The sequence below is a fragment of the Mesorhizobium sp. P160219 genome (genome assembly GCF_057786095.1).
Window position 1 is genome coordinate 2,112,399 of the sequence record NZ_JBYNWG010000001.1, and the last position, 21,525, is coordinate 2,133,923.

Annotated in this window: 20 protein-coding genes; 8 read left to right on the top strand and 12 right to left on the bottom strand. The window is 59.6% G+C overall.

Features of this window, described 5'->3' with window-relative positions; all coding sequences use genetic code 11:
• The first annotated feature begins 5 nt into the window (after positions 1 to 5).
• The 4 genes from pdxR to AC3EMP_RS10225 all read left to right on the top strand — a co-directional run bounded on the left by pdxR (position 6) and on the right by AC3EMP_RS10225 (position 5,558).
• Positions 6 to 1,502, top strand: coding sequence for a MocR-like pyridoxine biosynthesis transcription factor PdxR (gene pdxR, locus AC3EMP_RS10210; protein ID WP_023704115.1), 1,497 nt, complete (start codon positions 6 to 8; stop codon positions 1,500 to 1,502).
• Positions 1,503 to 1,661: 159 nt separating this feature from the next.
• Positions 1,662 to 2,153 carry an MOSC domain-containing protein gene (locus tag AC3EMP_RS10215; protein ID WP_023704114.1) on the top strand — a complete coding sequence of 164 codons (492 nt, stop codon included), beginning with the start codon at positions 1,662 to 1,664 and terminating at the stop codon, positions 2,151 to 2,153.
• Between the two features lie 6 nt (positions 2,154 to 2,159).
• Positions 2,160 to 3,110, top strand: coding sequence for a PDR/VanB family oxidoreductase (locus tag AC3EMP_RS10220; RefSeq protein ID WP_352713095.1), 951 nt, complete (start codon positions 2,160 to 2,162; stop codon positions 3,108 to 3,110).
• A gap of 51 nt (positions 3,111 to 3,161) precedes the next feature.
• Complete coding sequence (locus tag AC3EMP_RS10225; protein ID WP_352713098.1) at positions 3,162 to 5,558, top strand: transketolase; 2,397 nt, start codon at positions 3,162 to 3,164, stop codon at positions 5,556 to 5,558.
• A 163-nt stretch (positions 5,559 to 5,721) separates the two neighbouring features.
• On the opposite strand, the gene AC3EMP_RS10230 is transcribed toward AC3EMP_RS10225, so the two are convergent.
• The 3 genes from AC3EMP_RS10230 to gmd all read right to left on the bottom strand — a co-directional run bounded on the left by AC3EMP_RS10230 (position 5,722) and on the right by gmd (position 9,505).
• Positions 5,722 to 7,143: a phosphomannomutase gene (locus tag AC3EMP_RS10230; RefSeq protein WP_352514719.1), complete on the bottom strand. Its 1,422-nt coding sequence runs from the start codon at positions 7,141 to 7,143 to the stop codon at positions 5,722 to 5,724.
• 347 nt (positions 7,144 to 7,490) lie between these two features.
• A complete protein-coding gene (fcl, locus tag AC3EMP_RS10235; RefSeq protein WP_023704110.1) occupies positions 7,491 to 8,435 on the bottom strand; it encodes a GDP-L-fucose synthase in 945 nt (314 codons plus the stop codon).
• Entirely contained in the window at positions 8,435 to 9,505 is a 1,071-nt protein-coding gene (gene gmd / locus AC3EMP_RS10240; protein WP_023692482.1) for a GDP-mannose 4,6-dehydratase, read from the bottom strand. The genes fcl and gmd overlap by 1 nt, the downstream gene beginning before the upstream one ends.
• A 972-nt stretch (positions 9,506 to 10,477) precedes the next feature.
• On the opposite strand from gmd, the gene AC3EMP_RS10245 reads away from it, so the two are divergent.
• Both AC3EMP_RS10245 and AC3EMP_RS10250 read left to right on the top strand, forming a co-directional pair.
• Positions 10,478 to 11,464: a nodulation protein NodZ gene (locus tag AC3EMP_RS10245; protein ID WP_352713102.1), complete on the top strand. Its 987-nt coding sequence runs from the start codon at positions 10,478 to 10,480 to the stop codon at positions 11,462 to 11,464.
• Between the two features lie 202 nt (positions 11,465 to 11,666).
• Complete coding sequence (locus tag AC3EMP_RS10250) at positions 11,667 to 13,082, top strand: mannose-1-phosphate guanylyltransferase/mannose-6-phosphate isomerase (protein ID WP_352713174.1); 1,416 nt, start codon at positions 11,667 to 11,669, stop codon at positions 13,080 to 13,082.
• A gap of 198 nt (positions 13,083 to 13,280) precedes the next feature.
• Here the strand turns inward: AC3EMP_RS10250 and AC3EMP_RS10255 are convergent, their stop codons facing one another.
• The 4 genes from AC3EMP_RS10255 to AC3EMP_RS10270 form a co-directional block, all read right to left on the bottom strand.
• Positions 13,281 to 14,837, bottom strand: a complete 1,557-nt coding sequence (locus tag AC3EMP_RS10255; RefSeq protein WP_023727900.1) for an E2 ligase fold family C protein — start codon at positions 14,835 to 14,837, stop codon at positions 13,281 to 13,283.
• Positions 14,838 to 14,840: 3 nt separating this feature from the next.
• Positions 14,841 to 15,227: a hypothetical protein gene (locus AC3EMP_RS10260; protein WP_245261414.1), complete on the bottom strand. Its 387-nt coding sequence runs from the start codon at positions 15,225 to 15,227 to the stop codon at positions 14,841 to 14,843.
• Between the two features lie 98 nt (positions 15,228 to 15,325).
• Complete coding sequence (locus AC3EMP_RS10265; protein ID WP_245274146.1) at positions 15,326 to 15,913, bottom strand: putative metal-binding protein; 588 nt, start codon at positions 15,911 to 15,913, stop codon at positions 15,326 to 15,328.
• A gap of 22 nt (positions 15,914 to 15,935) precedes the next feature.
• The gene (locus AC3EMP_RS10270; RefSeq protein ID WP_023727902.1) at positions 15,936 to 16,232 is read right to left on the bottom strand and encodes a DUF2604 domain-containing protein; all 297 of its coding nucleotides are present in this window, start codon (positions 16,230 to 16,232) and stop codon (positions 15,936 to 15,938) included.
• Positions 16,233 to 16,599: 367 nt separating this feature from the next.
• Here AC3EMP_RS10270 and AC3EMP_RS10275 point away from each other — a divergent pair, with 367 nt between their 5' ends.
• Positions 16,600 to 16,749, top strand: coding sequence for a hypothetical protein (locus AC3EMP_RS10275; protein ID WP_023727903.1), 150 nt, complete (start codon positions 16,600 to 16,602; stop codon positions 16,747 to 16,749).
• Between the two features lie 214 nt (positions 16,750 to 16,963).
• Here AC3EMP_RS10275 and AC3EMP_RS10280 read toward each other — a convergent pair whose 3' ends face one another.
• The 5 genes from AC3EMP_RS10280 to AC3EMP_RS10300 form a co-directional block, all read right to left on the bottom strand.
• Positions 16,964 to 17,152 carry a hypothetical protein gene (locus tag AC3EMP_RS10280; protein ID WP_352843173.1) on the bottom strand — a complete coding sequence of 63 codons (189 nt, stop codon included), beginning with the start codon at positions 17,150 to 17,152 and terminating at the stop codon, positions 16,964 to 16,966.
• Positions 17,153 to 17,250: 98 nt separating this feature from the next.
• Entirely contained in the window at positions 17,251 to 17,715 is a 465-nt protein-coding gene (locus AC3EMP_RS10285; RefSeq protein ID WP_023727905.1) for a hypothetical protein, read from the bottom strand.
• A gap of 20 nt (positions 17,716 to 17,735) precedes the next feature.
• On the bottom strand, positions 17,736 to 17,924 hold the full coding sequence (locus AC3EMP_RS10290; protein ID WP_023727906.1) for a hypothetical protein: 189 nt from the start codon (positions 17,922 to 17,924) through the stop codon (positions 17,736 to 17,738).
• 109 nt (positions 17,925 to 18,033) lie between these two features.
• On the bottom strand, positions 18,034 to 18,768 hold the full coding sequence (locus tag AC3EMP_RS10295; protein WP_084629725.1) for an AlbA family DNA-binding domain-containing protein: 735 nt from the start codon (positions 18,766 to 18,768) through the stop codon (positions 18,034 to 18,036).
• Positions 18,769 to 19,201: 433 nt separating this feature from the next.
• Positions 19,202 to 20,353, bottom strand: coding sequence for a PIN domain-containing protein (locus AC3EMP_RS10300; protein ID WP_023727908.1), 1,152 nt, complete (start codon positions 20,351 to 20,353; stop codon positions 19,202 to 19,204).
• Positions 20,354 to 20,731: 378 nt separating this feature from the next.
• Here AC3EMP_RS10300 and AC3EMP_RS10305 point away from each other — a divergent pair, with 378 nt between their 5' ends.
• Positions 20,732 to 21,121 carry a phage integrase N-terminal SAM-like domain-containing protein gene (locus AC3EMP_RS10305; RefSeq protein WP_023727909.1) on the top strand — a complete coding sequence of 130 codons (390 nt, stop codon included), beginning with the start codon at positions 20,732 to 20,734 and terminating at the stop codon, positions 21,119 to 21,121.
• Positions 21,122 to 21,525: the final 404 nt, after the last annotated feature.

Consider the following 21,525-nt stretch of genomic DNA (forward strand, 5'->3'; position numbering starts at 1 on the left):
AAGAGATGGTCCAGTCTTCAAGTGCCGGGTCTGCAGCGCGCTCGCACGCGATGGGTGCACGCCAGATATACGAAGCCCTTCGCGAGCAAATCCTCGGCGGCGTCTACGAAACCGGCAGTCAGTTGCCATCCTCCCGGGCCCTGGCAAATGACCTCGGCGTTTCGCGAACCACGGTGACGGTCGCCTATGAACAACTGGCTGCGGAGGGTTTCATCGAAGCCCGTCAAGGCGCGCGACCTCGCGTTGCGTCTTCGTTGATCGGCCATGAGACGGGCCGCACTCACGCGAAACGGGTCGGCCCAATCCACCTGTCCGCATATGGCGAGCGGCTGCGCGCGACGTCACCCTGGTCAGATTATCTGCCGACTGGGCTGAAGGTCGAGTTCCGCTATGGGGACCTGGCACCGTCGGATTTCCCATCATTGGTCTGGAAACGCGCGATGAACGAGGCGATGGGGCAGCGCCCGCTGCGTCTTGCCTATGACGATCCTCGCGGCTCGCGCCGGCTCCGCCAGGCGCTTCAGGGATATCTCTGGCGCGCCCGGACCCTGAGCTGCGACCTCGACCAGATCGTCATCGTCAGCGGTTCGCAGCAGGGCCTTGATCTGTGCGCGCGCCTGCTTCTCGATCCCGCCGACCGCTTCGTCATCGAGGATCCGTGCTACAGGATGGCGCGTCAGGTCTTTGCCAGTACGGGTGCTTCACCCATCCCGGTCATCGTCGACGAAGACGGGATGAGGACCGAGTTGCTGGCGGGGATCGGAGCACGACTGGCTTATGTGACGCCATCGCATCAGTTTCCGCTGGGCGGCGTCATGCCGATCGCGCGCCGCCATCAGCTTCTGGAATGGGCGCGGCACAACAACGCCTATGTGATCGAGGACGACTACGACAGCGAATATCGCTACGACATCAATCCGGTCCCTCCGCTGCACAGTCTCGAGGACCACGGGGCTGTCATCTATCTCGGCACGATCTCCAAAACGCTCTCGCCGATGCTGCGCATCGGCTACCTCGTCCTCCCGCCCGAATTGCAGGAGGTCTTCGCAACCGCCAAACAATTCGCAGACCGGCATTCGCCGGTCGCTGAACAGGAAGCGCTGGCATCGTTGATCGAGAGCGGCGGCTACGAAAGCCATGTGCGCCGTGTGCGCAGGCTGAACGGCGAGCGTCGGGAAACGTTGTTGGGTGCCTTGCAGCACAGCTTCGGGGATCGCATCACTGTCCAGGGAGCAGATGCGGGACTGCACGTCGCGGTTTGGTTCAATGACCTGCCACGATCGCGGGAAACGGCCTTGGTCGAATCCGCCCGCGACGCTGGCCTGGGGCTACACCTGATCTCGCCGCTCTACGAACGGCCATCGGACGAAGGCCGCACCGATCGCGTCGGACTTGTCATGGGCTATGCCGCCTTGAGCATTCGGCAGATCGGGAAGGGCGTTGAGGTCCTGCGAGAGGTTGTCAAGCAGGTGCAAGACGCGATGCCGGCGCGGAACAACTGAGCCGGGGCGACGCCGAAAGCTGGCGCTGAAAACGGTCCGAGGGCCCCCCGTATTTCTTTCCAAACAGCCAACTGGACCGGGAAAATGCCATGCAACTGGCGCTGTTGATCAGGCCAGTTTTGCAGCAGGTTTCCACGAGACGAATTTCCGAGAGCGATGATGACCTGGCGAGGAAAGCTGCTTCACGTCCATATCGCGCCTGCCGCCTCCTATGAAATGGAGGAGCTGGCGCAGGCGCAGCTTATTGCCGGCCAAGGCGTTGTCGGAGACCGCTACTACCTGGGGACGGGGACCTATTCCGCGCGTCCTGACGTTCGCGAAGTGACGCTGATCGAAGCTGAAGTCTTGGACGCCATCGCGCAGGGCGAACCCAGAATTCCGGGCTTCAAGGCCAAGCTCGCACCCGAAGATCACCGGCGCAATCTGACGACACGAGGCGTTCCGCTTAGCCATCTTGTCGGCAAACGCTTCCGGGTCGGGGAAACGATTCTCAGGGCCGCCCGGATGAATGTGCCGTGCAAGTATATCGAGGAGTTGCTCGGGCTTCCGGGTCTCTACGAGGGGCTTCTGAACCGCTCCGGCCTGAACTGCACAATCGAGGTCGGGGGCGTGATCCGCCCCGGTGATCTGATCTTGCCCATCGACGAGTGAAACGCCATGGCCTCGCCGCGCATCATCATGAAGCTGACCGTGACCGCCGCCCGCAAGGAGCCGGGCGACGTGCTGGTCATCGACCTGAAACACCCACGCAAACCTGTGCTGCCGGCGTTCGGAGCGGGTTCTCACGTCGACGTCCATCTGCCTGAAGGGAAGGTGCGTCAGTATTCACTTTGCGGCGACCCGACCGAGCTTGGCCGCTACACCATCGCGGTGAAGCGCGAGAATGACGGCCGTGGCGGCTCGGCGTGGATCCACGAAACCATTGCCGTCGGCTCCACACTGCCTGTCTCCGCGCCACGCAACCATTTTGCGCTCAAGCCAGGCGAGGGGCCGACTTTGCTGCTGGCAGGGGGAATCGGAATCACCCCGATTCTGGCCATGGCGCGCGCGCTCACCCGGCAGGCCAAGCCCTTCGAGTTGCACTATTTCACCCGCAGCCGGGCGCTCACGCCACTCTTGGCGGCGATCGGGAGCGATCTTCCTGGCGGCAATGTGCGGATCCATTTCGACGACGAGCCTCAGACCCGGCAGAACATCGCCGCGCTGCTGGCGAACCGTTCGGACGACGCGCAGACATACTACTGCGGACCGCCTGGGTTCATGGCGGTTGTGGGGCGCGCGGCTCAACACTGGCCCGAGGGTACTGTTCATTTCGAAACTTTCCAGCCTCCCGAGTTTGATGGCGCGCCACCGGAACCATTCGTCATAGAACTCCGTGCGGGCAGGGTGGTTGAGGTTTCGGCTGAGACCACGGCACTGGCCGCCTTGCGTGCGGCCGGTGTGCCGTTGATGGCCTCGTGTGAGAACGGGGTGTGCGGGACCTGCGAATGCGCAATGCTGGCGGGACAGCCGATCCATCGGGATGCCGTCCTGTCCAAAGAGGCTCGCGGCCACCGCTTCATCCCCTGCGTGTCGCGCGCGACAGGTGTGTTGAAGCTCGATCTTTGACCATTTGGGCGGGGGTCCTGTGAGACCGGCAGCTGATTTGCGGGAAACTGAATGACGAGGAAACTGGAATATCTGAACGAGATCGAGCGCTGCGTCTCCTGGCTCGCAGCCTGGACGATCCACCACGCCAACCACCTCCGCGAGGGCGATGAGATCAAGGTCGGGGGGCATCAGGCCTCGTCCGCGTCGCTGAGCACCATCATGACCGCGCTCTACGGTTCGGTCCTGCGCCCGCAGGATCGGGTGGCGGTCAAACCCCACGCGGCGCCGATCTTCCATGCACTTCAGTATCTGGCGGGCAACCAGACCCATGAAAAGCTCATGAACTTCCGCGGCTACAAGGGCGCGCAGAGCTATCCTTCGCGGACGAAGGATGTCGACGATGTCGACTTCTCGACCGGGTCGGTGGGTCTCGGCGTTGCTCAGACGCTGTTCTCGTCGCTGGTGCAGGACTACGTCTCGGGTCACGGCTGGATGAAGGAGCGTTCCGAGGGCCGAATGGTCAGCCTGATCGGCGACGCCGAGATGGATGAGGGCAACATCTACGAGGCCCTGATCGAAGGCTGGAAGCACGGGCTCAGGAACTGCTGGTGGGTGGTCGACTACAATCGCCAGTCGCTCGACGCCGTGATCCGGGAGGGCCTCTGGCAGCGGTTCGAGCAGATTTTTCGCAACTTCGGCTGGGACGTGATGGTCCTGCGCCACGGCGCTCTGCAAGAGGCTGCCTTTGCCGAGCCGGGGGGCGAGAAGCTGCTCGAGTGGATAGAGCGCTGTCCAAACCAGCTCTATTCGGCGCTGACCTTCCAAGGGGGGGCTGCCTGGCGCAAGCGGCTGCTCGACGAGATCGGAGACCAAGGGCCGGTCACCACTCTGATCGAACGCCGCTCCGACGACGAGTTGCAGGCGTTGATGACGAACCTTGGCGGGCATGACATGCCGAGCCTCCTCGAAGCCTTCGAGGCGGCGTCCAGGCATGACCGTCCCGTCTGCTTCATCTGTTACACCATCAAGGGCTACGGTCTGCCGCTTGCCGGACACAAGGACAACCACGCGGGGCAGATGACGCCCACGCAGATGGAAGACTACCGCCTGCAGATGGGCGTAAAGCGGGGTGAGGAGTGGGACAAATGGGCGGCCGCCACCTTGCCGGAAGCGGAACTTGACGCCTTCTTCGCAAAAGCGCCGTTCTTCAGTGAGGGGCGTAGGAGGCTGTCTGCGCCTTCGGTGCCGGTGCCCGAAACCCTTCCGTCACCGGGGCAGCCCGGCAAGCCGCTCTCGACCCAGATGGGCTTCGGCCAGATCCTGAACGACATCGCACGCGAGCGCAGTCTGCTTGCCGACCGCATTGTGACCACCTCGCCCGATGTGACGGTCTCGACCAATCTCGGTGGCTGGGTCAACCGGCGCGGCCTTTTCGCCAGGGAGACCATGGCGGACACCTTCAGGGCCGAACGCATTCCGTCGACCTTTACCTGGGAATTTGGGCCGAAGGGGCAGCACCTCGAGCTCGGTATCGCCGAGTCGAACCTGATGATCATGCTCGGGGCGCTCGGTCTCTCGCACTCGATCAATGGCGTGCGTCTGCTGCCGATCGGGACAGTCTATGATCCCTTCATCTACCGATCGGCCGACCAGCTAAACTACGCCTGCTATCAGGATGCGCGCTTCATGCTGGTCGCAACGCCCTCGGGCGTGACGCTGGCGCCCGAGGGCGGGGCACACCAGTCGATCGGCACCCCATTGATCGGCATGGCGCAGGATGGGCTTTGCGCCTTCGAACCGGCCTTCGTCGACGAACTGTCCGTGATCATGCGCTTTGCCTTCGATTACATGCAACGTAATGGCGAGGGGGATCCGGATGAGACGACGTGGCTGCGTGATCAGACCGGAGGATCGGTCTATCTTCGCCTGTCAACCCGGCCGCTCGAGCAGCCGCTGCGCGACATGAACCCGGCGCTCGCGCGGGACATCGTCAATGGCGCCTATTGGCTGCGTCCGCCCGGGCCGAACGCGAGTGTCGTCATTGCTTATCAAGGCGTTGTCGCGCCGGAGGCGATTGCCGCGACGGGTCTTCTGGCGGAGGACCGGCGCGATGTCGGGCTGCTCGCGATCACCTCCGCGGACCGGCTTAATGCGGGCTGGCAGGCGGCGGAACGAGCCCGGCAGCGTGGCGCGATTGGCGCCCTGAGTCATATCGAGCGGCTGCTCGCGCCGCTATCGCGTGACTGCGGCATCGTCACCGTGATCGACGGCCACCCGGCGACGCTCGCGTGGCTCGGTGGGGTTCACGGGCATCGCGTGAAGGCGCTCGGGGTCGAGCAGTTCGGCCAGACGGGGACTATTGCGGACCTCTACCGTCACCACGGCCTGGACACCAACGCCATCGTACATGCGGCACAGGCGGTGAGTGCGGGACCGGCTGTTCGCTACCGGAAGGCGCTGCCTTGACCATGAGCTACCGGACGGTCAGTGGCCGGTACGGATCGGCTGTTTCCACGGGCGTTCCGGTTCGCTTCAAAGCGGACAGGGCCAGGGACACTGTGGACGTTCTGATCGCGCTAGAGTAGCTCGTGCGACCCCCAGGGTCGCCTGGAATGGAGGCGGCTTTTATTTAGCCTTGCGTCCAATTACGAATTCGATCCAATCCAGTCCGGAGCAAAAGCTCCGCGTCCTCCCGATTTTCGGCTTCGACGTAGCACCGCATTTCCGGGGCATTTCCGGATGGACGCAAATGCAAGACACGGTTATCCGCGAGAGTGATACGAAGTCCGTCAACATCGCTAACCTTGCTTACCACTCCAATCGACCCGACGAAGGCGGCGATGTTAGTTTCCGCTGTACGAAGGTATGTCATGAGGCGAGTGCTGCTTTCGACGGAAAAATTTTCCAAGCGATCCGCCGCCGCTGCCGGCAATTGAAAGGAACTGCCAATCTCCGACAGTGGCTGCCCACTTGTACTAACAAGGGAAAGTGCCGCAAGGATGGGGAGAAAACTGTCGCGTGTAGGGAGCGCTGGCAGTTTAGTTCCGTTCGGGTCAAAGTCCGTGCCGGTCAACAAACCACCGTTTGCTTCGAAACCAACCACGCGCTCGTGACCCGACGCAACCAAATCGAGCATGGCAGCAATAACAAATGGCGATCCAACCTTGGTACGCACGACTTTAAAAGAACCTGCGGTCTCGATACCAGAGTTTGATGTGACCGGCGTGACGACTGCCTTCGCTTGCAGGAAGTTCGCCGTAATCAGGCCTAACAAGTCACCGCGAAGGGGGTCTCCGTGGTCGTCAGCTACCAGTGGGCGGTCACCATCGCCATCTGCCGAGACGACCGCATCAAGCCGATGCTCTTTGGCCCAGAGCTTGAACTGTTGAGCAGTCTCGTCAGAGACCGCTTCAGTGTCGACAGGAATGAAACCTTCCGAACGTCCCAGGGTTACGACCGTCGCACAGTGATATGAGAGAATGTCAACCAAGAGATCGCGCGCGACTGTGCTGTGCTGATATACGCCCACCGTTAAGCCCTTTAGAGCATTAATCTCCATAAGCTTTCGATTGCGCGCCATGAAAAAGGCCTTGCATTCGGCCTCCCGGTGCTGCCGACGTGCAACAGCACCTTCAAGGACGTATCCGCGCTTCTCCAACTGCAAGGCGATGCGCGTTATCTCCCGCTCATCACCCTTGTCGATCTCACCGTCGGGTCGATAGAATTTTATTCCATTACGGTCGGCCGGAATGTGCGAGCCTGTGATCATCAAACAACCACTCTTACGCGCCTGAGCATACAGTGCCAGGGCAGGGGTGGGGACTGCGCCGCAATCGACTACGATGAAGCCGAGCGCAGACAGTGCCGCCGCACAGACGGCGGCGATGGCCGGACTCGAGGCGCGAAAGTCGCGCCCTATGAGTATCTCGTCGCCAATTCTGGCCAGGCCGGATTCCAGCAGGAATGTCGCGAATGCCGTTGCATATAGAGCAGAGGCGGCTCCTGCCAATTCTGTCGCCAGGCCCCGTAATCCACTTGTTCCGAATTTCATACCAAATCCGACGTTGCTAACTGGTTTTTAAAGGTGACATGCTCAAATCTTGGCTCGTCCGGAATGCCCATCGACAGATCCCTCGGACAAGAACAAGAAGTACATTCCGTTAGCGTAGACGCGTTCGGTTCTGTACGGTTACCCTTGTGAGGATTGCGCGGTCGGCGTCGTCGTGGGCAGCGCACCGTGACCTTCATGGCGACGAGGTTGGAGCGGATGGGGTTGAGATCCGGCAGGGCTCCTCGCGGCTGGCTCACATGAGCGCTCGCCATCGAGTGATTGTCTCAGTCCACATTAGCTCTGGGTCCCGAAAGCGTACAGGCCTGAGACGCAGCAAATCCTTTTATTTATCGCCGTTCGGTGTAGCTCCCGTTCAGAAATGCATGATAGGCACTCTCGATGCCTTCCATGAGAGTGATCTTTGCTGCCCATCCCAAAGTGCGCAGCTTGTCGACGCTCATCAGCTTTCGCGGTGTACCGTCAGGTCTAGAGTGATCATGCGCAATCTCCCCAGTAAATCCGACTACACGGCAGATCATTCTTGTCAGCTCTAGGATCGTGATGTCCTGTCCGCAGCCGAGATTGACGTGATCATGGTCAGAGTAGTTCTTCAGAAGGAAGACTAATGCGTCGGCGCAGTCGTCGACGTGCATGAATTCCCGACGTGGTGTGCCCGTGCCCCAGATGGTGATTTGCTTATCACTTATGAGCTTAGCTTCATGCGCTTTCCGGATCAGCGCTGGGACGACGTGGCCTGACTGCAAGTCATAATTGTCGCCTGGCCCGTAGAGATTCGTCGGCATAGCGGAGATGTAATCGCGCCCATATTGCTCGCGATAGGCTTGAGCCATTTTGATGCCGGTGATCTTGGCGACGGCGTAGCATTCGTTGGTGCGCTCTAGTGGGCCGGTCAAAAGCGCGCTTTCAGGAATGGGCTGTGGTGCCATCTTCGGATAGATGCAAGACGAGCCGAGGAAGAGGACGCGGTCGACATTGTTTTCGTGGGCTGCCGCGAAGATATTGGCCTCGATCATCAGATTGTCGTAAAGAAAGTCGACCGGATAGGTGGCGTTCGCGAGAATGCCGCCTACCTTTGCCGCCGCCATAACGATAGCGTCCGGTTTCATCACTGCCACGAAGTTTTCAACTTCGGTCTGTCGCTTGAGATCTAGCTCTCCCCGAGGGGCGGCCACAACTTTGCAGTCTTCGGACGCGAGGCGGCGTACAACAGCGCTGCCCACCATACCTTTATGGCCAGCGACCCACACGGTTTTTCCGTTCAGATCATACATTACGCTTCCTTCATGACTACAGATGTCTGCATGACCTTCAGGTCTTCGCGGACCATTTCCGCAGCAAGCTCGCGCACGGATGTCTCATGCACCCAGCCGAGCTTCTCCTTCGCCTTGGTAGCGTCACCCAGGAGAAGATCGACTTCCGTGGGGCGGAAGTAGCGTGGGTCCACTTGGACTAGGCATCTGCCGCTCGCTACATCATAACCCTTTTCGCCGACACCCTTGCCACGCCATTCGATCTCGACGCCGATATCTTCGAAAGCCCACTCGACGAATTGGCGGACAGGAGTCGTTTTGCCCGTAGCCAGCACGTAATCATCCGGTTGATCCTGCTGTATCATCATCCACATACCTCGCACGTACTCACGCGCATGGCCCCAATCGCGTTGAGCATCGAGATTGCCGAGATAAAGCTTGTCCTGCTTGCCCAGGTAGATAGCAGCGGCAGCGCGGCTGATCTTGCGCGTCACAAAAGTTTCGCCACGAAGGGGGCTTTCGTGATTAAAAAGAATGCCGTTAGAAGCGTGCATACCATAGCCCTCGCGATAATTGACGACCATCCAGTAGGCGTAGAGCTTGGCGGCGGCGTAAGGGCTGCGCGGATAAAAGGGCGTCGTTTCGTTCTGCGGTACGGACTGCACGAGGCCGTATAGCTCCGAAGTCGAGGCTTGATAGAAGCGGGTCTTGTCCGTCAGACCGAGGAGGCGAATCGCCTCAAGAAGTCGCAATGTACCGATACCGTCCGCGTTTGCTGTGTACTCAGGTGTTTCGAACGACACCTGCACATGGCTCTGAGCAGCCAAGTTGTAAATTTCGTCTGGCTGAGATTCCTGAACCACGCGGATGAGGTTAGTCGAATCAGTGAGGTCACCGTAATGCAAGATCAGGCGCGGATCGGATTCGTGCGGGTCTTGGTAGAGGTCTTCGATACGACCCGTGTTGAAGGAAGAGGAACGTCGCTTAATCCCATGAACGATGTAGCCTTTTTTGAGAAGAAGACGGGCAAGATAGGCACCATCCTGTCCAGTTATGCCCGTAATAAGAGCAACTTTCCTGCTATCGCCCATTCTATTCCTGCTCTATTAAAGTTTAAAGTTTCGGCTCCGGCTCGCCACGCCGACACAATGTGCGGCCAGCCCCGTGCGCTATGGAGCACTTCGACAGATGCGGCGCGAAGCTCGTCATTGACAGTCCGCCAGCCGAGCACACCTCTTGCTTGGAGTCACAGCAAAATAGAGTTGCGCCGCTAACCGTCGGCTTCGTACATGCGGTCTGAGTGCCGCTCAGCTCACGCCGTGAGCGACATGTACTCCCAGCACCTTGCAGCTGATTTGCTCATCCATCAGCGAGTGAGGACGCCTTTCTTTCTTGCTTCAGCGTCTTCTAATGGGAATTGTTTGGATCAGTGAAATCGATTGTTTGGATAAAGTGCATCCACAGAATGGATGGTCTGACCGAGCAGCGGGGGCGCATCGCCGGCCCGGAGTCGTAGGCGCGAGCTTCCGTTCGGGGCGAGGACAAAGTTCGTGGCCGCGAGCCCTCACCACAGCATCCGGCACAGGTCGTGCAGAACTTTGGGAGCAGACTGCAGATTCTGTCGATCAGCTGGTTCCAGGCGCGTCGAGCTGTCGACCTCATCTCGCCCGGTACGGTTGCTGTATGCAGCCTTGCACCTTGGCGTATGGCGTCGACGGAACGATTTGCTCCGGCAGGCAGTGTCGCAGCGTTCCCCGGCTGTTTCGGCTCTATTGGCCGGGCCCGCGTCAGCCGAGCCCCTTCATCATGGCATCCAACGCATGGATGGCCGGCATCCACTCAATAGATTTTACATATGCCGCGGAGGCCCAGTAGAGAAGGCTGAACCGGAAGCGAGGGCATCGGCTTCAAGCTGTGCGAGCGTCACGGGATTAGTGGGCAGTGCTGAGTGAGCTCTTCTGCCCTATGGCCCGGCCTCTGCCAAGCGCCCGGCGTCAGGGTCTACGTGTCGACTAAGGATTCCAAACCGGATGCAACCTCCTCTCTGAACGAGATTTCCGAAAATGCATGTTAGTGGAGTGGAAAAGCGCCGGTTCGTCGTCTCTCGGAGGCGTACGGGGTTCGGTGATTGTCTGTGGTCGTTGGCGGCCGCTTGGCGCTACGCGCAGCGGTCGGGACGAACTCTAGTCATCGACTGGCGGGGGGCCTGCTACCTCGACCAACCCTTCACAAATGCGTTTCCGGTGTTCTTCCAGCCGATCAATGACATCGCTGGCGTGCCGGCTATTTCCGACGACCGGGTCAACGACGTTTCCTTCCCTGGTCCATTCTTCCCGGAGTGGTGGAACAGGCCGGCGATCGAGTGCCTTTACCGGCCAGATGAGCAGATTTTCCAAGAGCGCGATGAGTTGGGCGAGCTCTTTCAGGCCGAACACGATGTCGAAGCGAACACAGTAGTGTGTGACGCTTGTCTGATGTGGCGGTGCGATGAGGATGCAGAGCGGCAGGTGTTCCAGAGTGTCCAGCCTCGGCCAGAAATTCAAGGCCGCATAGATGCCATTTATCAGGAATGTTTTGAGGGGCACAGCATCATCGGGATTCATGTTCGGCACGGTAACGGTGAAGACATCATGGAGCATGCGCCCTACTGGGCCGATCCGGAGCTCGCCGTTCGGCAAGTGTGCGCTGCAATTGACAAGGCTAAGGCGTTACCGCACCCCAGGCCTGTGCGGCTGTTCTTATGCACGGACAGCGCGCGGATACTGGATCTTCTGTCGGCCAGGTTTCCCGATCTGCTCACTGTCCCGAAGCACTTCGGATCCAATCAAGGTGGCCCCTTACACACTGCAGCACTCGGGATTGACGGCGGAATTTCCGCCCTCGTTGAGATGTATCTTCTCGGGCGCTGCGATACCGTAATTCGGTTTCCCCCGACGAGCGCCTTTACACGATATGCACGTCTATTCGCACCACGGGTAATTGAATTCGATCTGAAGGAGCCAAGTCGTTTGACTTTGATAGAAGACAGCCAAGTCTCTGATCTCAGTTAAGACCCGCCACCTGCGCAATTCGGCAGAGGCAACCAACAGGCATAGTTGAATGCGCATTTAGCGTCGTCATCTGACGCCGCCTGCAACGCACCAGAACTTCGCTGTTACGCGGGGCCGCAGACAAGCCAGAGCGACGGCGATCGTGACGCTGACGCTCGAAACAACGCGGGCGATCACTCCAGAGACGAGATTGAGGTTGGTTATGAAAGTCGTTCCCGTGATCATCAGCGGCGGAGCCGGATCGCGGCTATGGCCCGCCTCAAGGCAATCGCACCCCAAACCTTTCCTCAAAGTAGCGGATGGATATTCTCTCATTCAGCACACTGTGCTGCGCGTCGCTTCGATAGAAGGTGTCGTGGAACTCGTCGCTGTGACATCCGGGGAACACCTCTTCCTGACCAAGGACGAATTTGACGAACTGGATTCCGTGGTCCTGCCACGCACCTTTCTGCTCGAGCCCGAACCTCGGGATACGGCCGCCGCCGTGGCTGCAGCCGCGATCCATGCGAGGGCAACGCAAGGCCCTGACGCGATCCTGTGCGTCTTCCCGGCCGATCACCTGATTGGCAACCTGCCTGCGTTTCTAGACGTCATGGGCCTGGCCATGGAACATGCGAAGCTCGGGCGGATCGCCACATTGGGCATCACCCCAACCAGACCGGACACAGCATTCGGCTACATCGAAGCAGATGGTGAGAACGTCGTCCGTTTCGTTGAAAAACCGGATCTGGATACAGCCAAAGCCTATGTCGCGTCTCAACGCTTCTTCTGGAACGCCGGCATCTTCTGCTTCAGTGCGCAAACCATGCTCGACGAGATGGTTTTGCATTGTCCCGAGGTGCTCCAGGCCGTCGCCGACAGCTACGAGAACGGCCGCGCCAGTCAATGCCAAGGCTTTGCCAAAATCGAACTCGCGCCTGAGCATTTCGGTTCCGCGCCGCGAATCTCGCTCGACCACGCTGTCATGGAGAAGACTAACAGACTTGCCGTGATTCCCTGCCACATGGATTGGAACGACATCGGATCTTGGAACGCAATGGCCGATTTGATCGCCCCCGACGAAAGCGGGAACAGGATACGCGGCGATGTGCACATGGTCGACACGACCGGCACCTATGTGAGCTCCGACAAGCGCGTCATCGGCACGGTGGGCGTAAGCGATCTGGTGATCGTGGATTCCCCGGACGCTTTGCTTGTCACATCCCGCGACCGCGTTCAGGACGTTAAGAAGCTCTTCGAGGGCCTCAAGGCTTCCGGACATGAAGCTCATCTGGTCCATAGCACGGTACACCGGCCCTGGGGTACGTATACGGTTCTGGAGGAAGGCGAGCGCTTCAAGATCAAACGCATCGAGGTGAAGCCCGGTCGCCAGTTGAGCCTGCAGATGCACTATCATCGTTCGGAGCACTGGGTCGTGGTCAGCGGCTCCGCTAAAATCGTCAATGGCGAGCAGGAGTTGTTCCTGGGGACAAACGAATCTACTTACATCCCCTGCGGCCATAAGCATCGGCTCGAGAACCCAGGCAGAATTGACCTGGTGATCATTGAAGTGCAGAGCGGCGATTATCTCGCCGAGGATGATATCGTTCGCTTCGACGACGAATATGGTCGAACGTAGATAACAGTACAAAAAACGTTAACGGCGAGCCGTCCCTCAAGGATCTCTGTCGTGGGTTCTGGGCCTGACATTGGCAAGCAGCGGGCCGAGCGTGTCATAATCCGCCCCGCACTCTCATCAGGCACTCGATCGTGGTCGAAAACATCGGTGAGCGCCTGACAGCGCGCCGTCCGCGGTAACGAAGACTTCAGATCTTTCTTAGGCGGACCCGTTGCTCAGCTGTTCAACGGCACAGCCGTATTTCAGCCTGTAGGCGGCAATGAAATCCTCATCGCTGCAGATGCAGCGGCCACTGGAATCTTTGGCTTTCGGATCATGGAGGTGAGAACCAAGGCGGCGCAGTAGATTCACGCGAGTGCTGGTCGTCGGACTCATCGGAAAACCCGCACTATGCTTGACCAGGTCTGCGGCAAGCATGATCCCGGCAAGCGCTGATTGAAAGGCCATCGGAACCACGGTTCGAACGAGACGACTTCCATCGCTAAGCTGGAACACCAGACCGCCGCAGATAACCTGCTGATAAAAGGAACGGAGGGGCTGACCAACAAACGCGGCGAGCGGCTCAAACGGCACAGCCATCGCCGTAGCCACCCGAGCTACGAACTCATTGGGGACTCCGGTATTGGTCTGCAGGAGCGTTTTTACCTCCTCGTGTGCTTCCGGCATTCCGAGTTCCTCCGCGACCAGTTGGTGTTCGTCCTTGGATTTCCCGGTCGGCATGTACATGCAGCAAAGGCAAGCCTGGCCGTCATCGAAACCATGCCGCGAGATGCCTAGATCTTGCTCCTGAGTCCAGGCGTTCGCGATCCATCGGGGCAGAGCACCTTGGACAGCTAGACGGTCGGCGGCGGTGTCAAGCGCCACACCCACTCGGTCGAATACCCAGTCGCCCCGGCGCGCAACATATTCTGCCCACTTCATAGGGTGCGCCTCGACTTCAAGGGCGGTGGACCGAAGGGCGTTGGTTGCGAGGGCCGCCTTAGAGAGGCCGACCTCCGCCTGACCTGCCAACACGTAGCGCTGCAGGTTTGAGAGTTCGATAGCTTCGTGATCAACTACATGCAGGCGCCCCGACAGACCGGATTGCCTCGCCAGCGCCCATAGCGAGCCATGGCCTATCGCGCCGAGCCCAACGAGGTGCGTTTCGCCAAGGTCGACAGGGAAGTTTAAGGGGCCGGAATCGCCGGCGTTGCTCTTGTTGTAGGTGCATAAAGAGAGGCCGATGTTCTCGTCCAGCTCGGCGCCGGTCAGCTGGGAAGCAAAGATGGTTCGAAAGACGTTGGCCGCGGCGAAGCAGCTTGCGGCGCCAGCTCCATAGGGCAGCAAGCTCGAGCCAGAGCCCACCGGGTCCGTACGCGACAGCTTTGCCGCCCAACCCTGCGATCCCATGAAAAACGTTGGGCACCGAAGTGATGGGCGCACCGCGCCTGCAGCTACACAGACCGTCGCAAACTTGCCGGAACGCCGGATGCTGATTTTTGGATTGATCGACTTTGCCAAGCGCTCGAGCGCTTGGGCTTGAGAGCTCGCGGCGATATCCAGGGGGAGTATGGCCAGAACCGGATACAGTCTGGCAAGCAACCTGACCGTAAGGTCAAGCGTCGCCTGGCCCTCGGCACACGAAGCGGCTTGGCTGTCGAAGGCCACAGCCACGACCTGCTTTTCGAGGGCTGCTTTGAAGTCGCATAGATGAAAGTCGGCCAGCACCTGAGAAGCTGCCGTGGCGGCGCGGTCGATGAAGTTAGCGAGTGCCATCGTTCAACCCGTTATCGTGATCATCCGCCTGAGTGCCGCGGATGGGACCTCATTCCAGTTCGCCTTCGCGTCAAGTCGATAGGCGGCGACCCGAGCAAGATCGAAAGGCTCGCGGGCGAAATTGGGCACCACCAGCGACAGACACCCAACCGTGGTAGCGACCGCGTAGGCGTCGTCGGTCGTCGAATGGTAGGCTCGGCCCGGATGGCTATGGATCTGGGCGAAGAGTTTAAGGCTGCTCTTGTAGAGCCAGACATTGAGCCGGTGTAGTTCTTCGGCCGGAACTATCACGCAAACGCCGTCGCCCGTCCGAATGTGACGCTGTGCCGGGATAACGGTCTCTGTTACGCCAAAGTGTTGGTCTTGCTGAACGCCGACCCAGAGCGCCATCCCCTCATGGCCCTGTCGCCCAACTGAGCGCAGGTGCGCCTGGACACTTGAAAGACAGTCTCGGGGAAGAGCGACTGTCCCGACATCCTTGAGCTCGGTCATTCTGGAATGGCGGGTAGGGGGGCTATCATGGCTCCCACTGAGATTTGGAACTGATACTGAAGCTGCTCCACGGGACCGGTCCCGTACTTGATGATCTTGTCCAGGATGAAGGCCAAACAGCCTTCGCCAGAACCCCGGTGGAGAAGCCATGAATCACCTGAATGGGCTGGATTGTCGTGGTATTCCCGGACGCCTGCCATGCACAGGAATGGCGTGTGTTCCGCACTGTTGGCCTGGATGAAGTCCGACAGCGACAGAGCGTTCTGCTGCATGAGGACCAAAATCATATCCGGTGGGGTTCCGGGTAGATGCGGTCGTCTCAGCATCCTAAGCAGCAAATCTTTCCGGGCAATCGGCCGGCGTATAAAGGGGTCGACGAAGACCACCGACGGAGGTCGGAGGTCGTAATTGGAGAAGTCGATCTCGACAGCTGCACCGATGATCTGTGGCTTTATCTTCGGCGGTGCGAAGATGAAGAAGGCCGTCGGGAAGCTCGCCTCGATCAGGAAACAACCCTGAGCCCGGTAAATACCTGCTTGTGTTTGGAACCAGCCGATCTGCCGATCGAACTTCGCTCGGGACACCCCAGGGTCCACAGTTTGGAGTTCAGGCACCTGCGACACCCGCCTTCAGGCTGAGGAACAGGGTCACAGGGGTCGCGAAACCGAAATCGCCAACTTCTTTGTCGACGTCGAGCAAGGTGCCGGCCTCATCCTTGAATTCCCAATTCTCGGCCGGTTGGGCGACGTTCTGCGTATTCTCAAGTGCTTTGGTGCGAACGACGTGAAGCGGCTGGTTGGGATTGGCTTCGACCTGGGTGGGCTGCCCGTTCACCACCACCGTGATCTCGATCTTCCCGGGGCCGCCGCCGTGATTTTCGCCCTTGCCCGAATCCTTCGACATTGCCCTACTCCTGTGGCTTACCAACGGCCCCCAAGGCGCCAGTGCAGACCTGCTGGTGAGCGGGCTGGCGGTCTTCAATCGTCCACTCGGCACCACGAACCGCGAGTACGCGAAAGACAGGGACAAGCTACCGAATCGGTGCTGTCTTCTTTTATGCGGGACTTGAGCGGCAAGTAAATGGCCGAAACTGCTCTTCACAACTATAATCGATTAGAGCATTGATAAAATATTGGCGCCGTACCTAATTGCGCAACCACCGGCTTGGCAGGACCAGCTTCTCGTTTGCGACGACCCGTGCGCTCGAAAAGGCAAGTTTCAAGTCTTCTCGCGTACTTGCGAAATCGATGCTCCCGATGGGCAGCACGCAGTGCACGAGCGCGTAATCACCCGGACGATCGCGCGGCCGCGCGGGACGCAGCATGACGTACCGGATTTCTATGTTCGCAAGGCCCGGCTGGCGATCGAGGTGGCCTGGGCCGAGGGTTCGCGTGCCCGAATCCTGGCCGAACCGGGCTAGCTGCGCTACCCAATCGGCTACACGTTGGCGGGACCCGAAACGCATGCGCCAACACAGCAAGCCACAAAGCTGAAGCCTTTGTTCGCGGGCCAGTGAGCGCTTTAGCGTCGCGGGAAGGTGGCGGGAACGACTTGGATCGGCGCTTTGCTGCCTGGCAGCAATGGGCCGGAAGCGACCTGACAGTTTTCGGGCGCGGGTGTCACCGAATCGGACATCAAACACCTGACCGGCCAGCCCGTGCCGCTCGGTATCGGACGCAAAGGGTGCGGAATAATGCGCAGCGAAGCCGCTGCGCGCCGCCAGTCATGGGCGTGGTCGATCCCCCCTCGATCCATTCGGCAAGCACGTTGACCTCATCGATCGCCTTTTCCAGCCCGGTCGAACTGATCTTGATCGTCGGCATCAACAACGATGCGAGCGAACCTTCTTCAGAGAGGTGAGCGCCGACAGCTCTATGTCGCTGACAAGAATGGTCGTGGATGCTTATCGAGCGTCGCCTTGTCATGGGTCACCAGGAATGACGTCAGATCCTCGCCATGCTGGCCGCGATTTGCGAGGTAGAGCGATCTGCTCGATCAGCGCGCGATCGGCGGGACAATCGCTCCAATCGGTATCGAGAATCTCGCCCAACGCCTCGAAATAGGCCGGCGCGAAACCGCCACGGAACGCAGCCTTCTTGTTCTGGAACGAAAAGCCAATCACGCGGTTCGCTAGCGTGTTGAAATAGAGCTTCAGCGCGTCGGACAGCATCGAGATGCAGGCGAGGCCGAGCACCTCCAGCACTGTGTCGGCATCCATCCATTCCTCAAGGAAGGCGGGCTCGCCGTCCTCGCTATAGGGCGGATTGTCGAACGGTGGGAGCTGGTTCTCGATGCGATGTTGCACATCGACGAAGGCCTTTGCGCTCTCCGAATAGAAGAAGTGGACGAACGCCGTGCGGCTTTTCAGGAAATAGCGCGCGTCCATCCGAGCCTTCCGATCTACCGTTAGAGCTTTGATGGCTGGTCGACGCCGAATAGGCGCCAGAATCCTTCGGTGAGGGGCTGCAGCGCGCCTTCCGCCATCGCGTCGTCAACGACCTCACTAAGATAGGCCGGATCCTGCCAGGCGGGCCCGACAGAATAGCCGTCGCCGAGGATCAAACGGTAGTCCTTGATCCTCGTCATCGTCGCCATAACAATTCACGGTCCTTCGATCCCATGAGGCCGCAGTCTCGCGATCAAGCTCACCACTGCGCCAAGCAGGTGATCAACGACATACTTTGGCCAGATGATCTTCTTCCCATCAACCTCGCGGCCAATCGCCCAGGCAAGGTCGACATAGCCGATCCCGTGATTGACCGACCAGGCGCGCGCCCTGCTCCTGATCGACATCGACAAGGACGATCAGTCCGTCTAGCCCAACCATGTAGTGGATGCCGCCCATGGGCTCTAGCGGAAGGACGGCATAGTCCCGTGAGACAGAGATATCCCGCGCCTCGCGAAGCACAGACAGCGGCGCGATGGTCAGGATGAGCGTTGGCCGATCGACGATGCGTCTCGGCATGTCCTTGCCTGTAATCGCCTCGACCGCTTTGCGGTGGAGATCCCGGACGCGGTTCGGGAAATCTTGAGATGCGGCGAAGGCTTGCCTGAGCTCGGTCGTGCTCATGTCGAAATTGCTCCTGTTAGCGCGCCGGAGGAAGCGGCTGCTCTTGTCGTATGTGACCCTATGGGGGGCGACGAGGCTGGCGCAGACGCGCATCACGAGTACGACCGTGCCGTCGGGCCGCGTTAGTTCCCGAAGCGCGAACTGCGGGACACGGGGATCAACGAGCGTGCGTAACTGATCGTCGATGCGCCTCAACTCGTGGTCAAGCCCGATCCGGCCGATCCCGACCACTTCGGCGGCGACGCCGTTCTTGTCGTCGCGCACGCCGATGATGATATCGCCGCCATCGGTATTTGCGAACGCGGTCACATCGGCGAGGAAATCCCGGACGCCCTTGTGGTCGCCTGCCGGGAGCGCTTTCCTTGAAATCCAGCGTTCGGCTCTCGCTACGCCGGAAAGTCACCAGCGCCTCGATTTCGTCAAGCGTGATCTGATCCAAGGGGCGTTCGATCATGGCGCTGCATAGCATCGTGGGGCTATCAAGTCTGCTTCCTAGATCCCGTTTCCCAAAGCTGCCAGACCGTAACGGCCCAATGCTGCCGGGCGGCAATGCGCCTCAATTCAGTCGTTCAGGCAACTTTGGCTTAGGCCAGAAGCGGACATTCGGGCTATCGACAAGAAGAGCAGAAATGCGCCCCGATATTCTATCATTGAGGAACCGCCCTATGTTTCCAAAAAGGTGCCTTCCTCTCCTCGATGTGGCAGGCACAAATGAGGCTGCGGACCGATGACTATGCGGTAGCTATATGAACCGAACGCTGCCGTTGTTCGTCCGCGTGGCTCGGTTCCTGCCGCACCCTGCTTAGTATTTCTCGTGTGTAGGATCTTCGCTCTGAAAGGGCTCCACCGTGCCAAAATTGACCGTCACCTGGCTCAACGCGACGTCGGCTTCAGCGACGTCGAGCCCTTGGTCCATATTTCGGGCAACGGTGATCACAACCTCAAAGGTGATTTCTTCTTCAGTAGACACTTCCTCCGAGCCCAGCGGTACATAATCCTCATCGATCGCATCGCGGATTGAGAATGAGAACGACGCTTCGAAAGCCACGCGTGCCTCAAGCCGGGTCGAAAATGTAACGACATCCTCGTCGGCGGCCACGACAACAGGGGGTGTTGCGGTATCCCAGCGGATCAGCTGAGCCACCGCGCCAAGCGGCTCGGTTTCGAACTCAACGCTGGACCAGCCATCGGCATGAAAGTCGCGATCGTCAAGCCGGCTTTCGAGTGCAGATCCAACGGAATCGATGAGCTCCTGCGAAGCGCCTTGCCGAAGAAGTCCGACCACGGTCGCAGCAAACGCTGCCCCCGTTTCATTAAAGTAAGAAAGCGCGCGCTCCAGATCATTGACGCAAACCAGGTGCGCAGAAGCGGCGCAAAAGTCACGCCATCCTTTGTCGGCACTGATGCAAAGAATGCGAATGTTCTCATGATGCGCGTGGGATTCCAGCGAGCAAAGCGCGAAGGCGTCCGGAAATTCACTCTTCTTTTTGAGGGCTGATTCAAATGGGCTCTGGCTCGCGAAATAGCGCTGCAGGACATGGGCCGTGACATCGTTAATACCGGTCGGCGCGATCACCTCACACCCCGTTGATGCAATGTAGTTGGCCATCTGCGTTGCAGCCAGTTGGCGGGGTTCATCGTCAAGCCGCAGGCCGGGCGCAGGAACACGGTCTACAGCAGGTAGCGCCCACCGCCGTCCGTGGTCCTTAAAGGCTTTCTTCAGAAGGCGCCCGGTTTCCTCGGCCTCGGTGGCGATATGATTGATAACTTCGTTGCTGACGATATCAGAAAGGACGAAATGGATATCGCTGCCGCGGAACTGATCGAGTTTGCGCAGCACGGGAAATCCGAGGCTGCACCCATACCGGTCGAATACATTGGTATCGAGCGTGATGGCCGCGATCGAATGATCAGCGATACCTTCCTTGATCTGTTGCTCAGTAAGTTCTGGCATCGTCTCGCAGCCAACCACAAAATTACGACAGTAATTCTGCGGTAGCGCGGGTTGCGAGATATCACAAGCCGATCGTTCGAACGGGCGGTTGCTATCGCAGCGCCTGATCAAGCGCCGCCTCTATCCAATACCAGAAAGTCTGTGCTCGATCCCGATTCAAGCAGAATTTGCCTCGATGGCTCCGCGCCCCAAACTTTGCGTCCATCTGAGAGCAGATGTTCAGGCCTGGTAATCTGGGCCGTCCGCTACGCGCCTCATGCACCAACCCGCTTCGCGGGAGGGGCGCCTCGGCCTGAGATGGCGCGACTGCCATTTTGATTTGAGCGGGTAGAGGCGTCGATCTGACCATGGAGTTCCCTTCAACGAGAGGAACTCGCCATGGCTACCCTGTCGACCGATGCACCAATCTCTCCGCTTCGCCAGCGCATGCAGCACGTCATGCTCATGCGTGGCCTGGGCTCCCATACCCAGCAGGACTACGTTCGTCACGTCCGGCGCTTCGCTGTGTTCCTTGGCCGCTCGCCCGACACGGCGACGGCTGAGGACATCCGTCGATTCCAGCTGCATCAGCATGAGAGCGGCGTCGGCCCTGCGACGATCAATGGCGCGGTCTCGGCACTGCGGTTCCTGTTCCTGGTGACGCTGAAGCGTCGGGATCTGGCGCGTGCGCTGGTGATCACCCGGTATCCGCGCAAGCTGCCCGACGTGCTGAGCGTGGAGGAAGCGGCGCGGCTGCTCGAACCGCCGAACCGGGAAAACGCCCCATGACCCGGCATGGTCCGTCTGCACACACGGCCGCGTCACGCTGGCGCCGGTCAACGGGATGTCATGTGCACGTTGCCGTGGCGCCGGTCGTCACGCACACCAATCCCGCGGGAATTAACGCTACTGGCGCCGCGACCTGGCCCGGACGCCGCTTCCACGACATGCCCCTCGCACCCTATTCGGAAGTTCGCGACAGGCGCTGGCACACCCCGAAACAAATCCCCATAGCTCACCGCGTGCGGCCCGCGGGTTCCTGCATGAGAGACTTTCGTACGCCTGACGGCACCCGAAACCCTTGAGCATATCGGTCATTGAGACTGTTGTTCAGGTTCCTAAAAGCAGACTCACAATTTCTGCGAATGACCGAGAGTGTAAAATGGGTAGACGGCTCGCCAACGGCGTTATCC

Bases quoted from the DNA above. Each gene is read 5' to 3' on its own strand.
- pdxR (WP_023704115.1), top strand. From the start codon at position 6: ATGGTCCAGTCTTCAAGTGCCGGGTCTGCAGCGCGCTCGCACGCGATG.
- AC3EMP_RS10250 (WP_352713174.1), top strand. From the start codon at position 11,667: ATGAAAGTCGTTCCCGTGATCATCAGCGGCGGAGCCGGATCGCGGCTA.
- AC3EMP_RS10220 (WP_352713095.1), top strand. From the start codon at position 2,160: ATGGCCTCGCCGCGCATCATCATGAAGCTGACCGTGACCGCCGCCCGC.
- AC3EMP_RS10300 (WP_023727908.1), bottom strand. From the start codon at position 20,353: ATGCCAGAACTTACTGAGCAACAGATCAAGGAAGGTATCGCTGATCAT.
- AC3EMP_RS10215 (WP_023704114.1), top strand. From the start codon at position 1,662: ATGACCTGGCGAGGAAAGCTGCTTCACGTCCATATCGCGCCTGCCGCC.
- AC3EMP_RS10230 (WP_352514719.1), bottom strand. From the start codon at position 7,143: ATGAAATTCGGAACAAGTGGATTACGGGGCCTGGCGACAGAATTGGCA.
- AC3EMP_RS10245 (WP_352713102.1), top strand. From the start codon at position 10,478: ATGCATGTTAGTGGAGTGGAAAAGCGCCGGTTCGTCGTCTCTCGGAGG.
- AC3EMP_RS10260 (WP_245261414.1), bottom strand. From the start codon at position 15,227: ATGGCGCTCTGGGTCGGCGTTCAGCAAGACCAACACTTTGGCGTAACA.
- AC3EMP_RS10290 (WP_023727906.1), bottom strand. From the start codon at position 17,924: ATGGCGACGATGACGAGGATCAAGGACTACCGTTTGATCCTCGGCGAC.
- AC3EMP_RS10285 (WP_023727905.1), bottom strand. From the start codon at position 17,715: ATGGACGCGCGCTATTTCCTGAAAAGCCGCACGGCGTTCGTCCACTTC.
- AC3EMP_RS10255 (WP_023727900.1), bottom strand. From the start codon at position 14,837: ATGGCACTCGCTAACTTCATCGACCGCGCCGCCACGGCAGCTTCTCAG.
- AC3EMP_RS10305 (WP_023727909.1), top strand. From the start codon at position 20,732: ATGGCTACCCTGTCGACCGATGCACCAATCTCTCCGCTTCGCCAGCGC.
- AC3EMP_RS10280 (WP_352843173.1), bottom strand. From the start codon at position 17,152: ATGCCGACGATCAAGATCAGTTCGACCGGGCTGGAAAAGGCGATCGAT.
- gmd (WP_023692482.1), bottom strand. From the start codon at position 9,505: ATGGGCGATAGCAGGAAAGTTGCTCTTATTACGGGCATAACTGGACAG.
- AC3EMP_RS10270 (WP_023727902.1), bottom strand. From the start codon at position 16,232: ATGTCGAAGGATTCGGGCAAGGGCGAAAATCACGGCGGCGGCCCCGGG.
- AC3EMP_RS10225 (WP_352713098.1), top strand. From the start codon at position 3,162: ATGACGAGGAAACTGGAATATCTGAACGAGATCGAGCGCTGCGTCTCC.
- fcl (WP_023704110.1), bottom strand. From the start codon at position 8,435: ATGTATGATCTGAACGGAAAAACCGTGTGGGTCGCTGGCCATAAAGGT.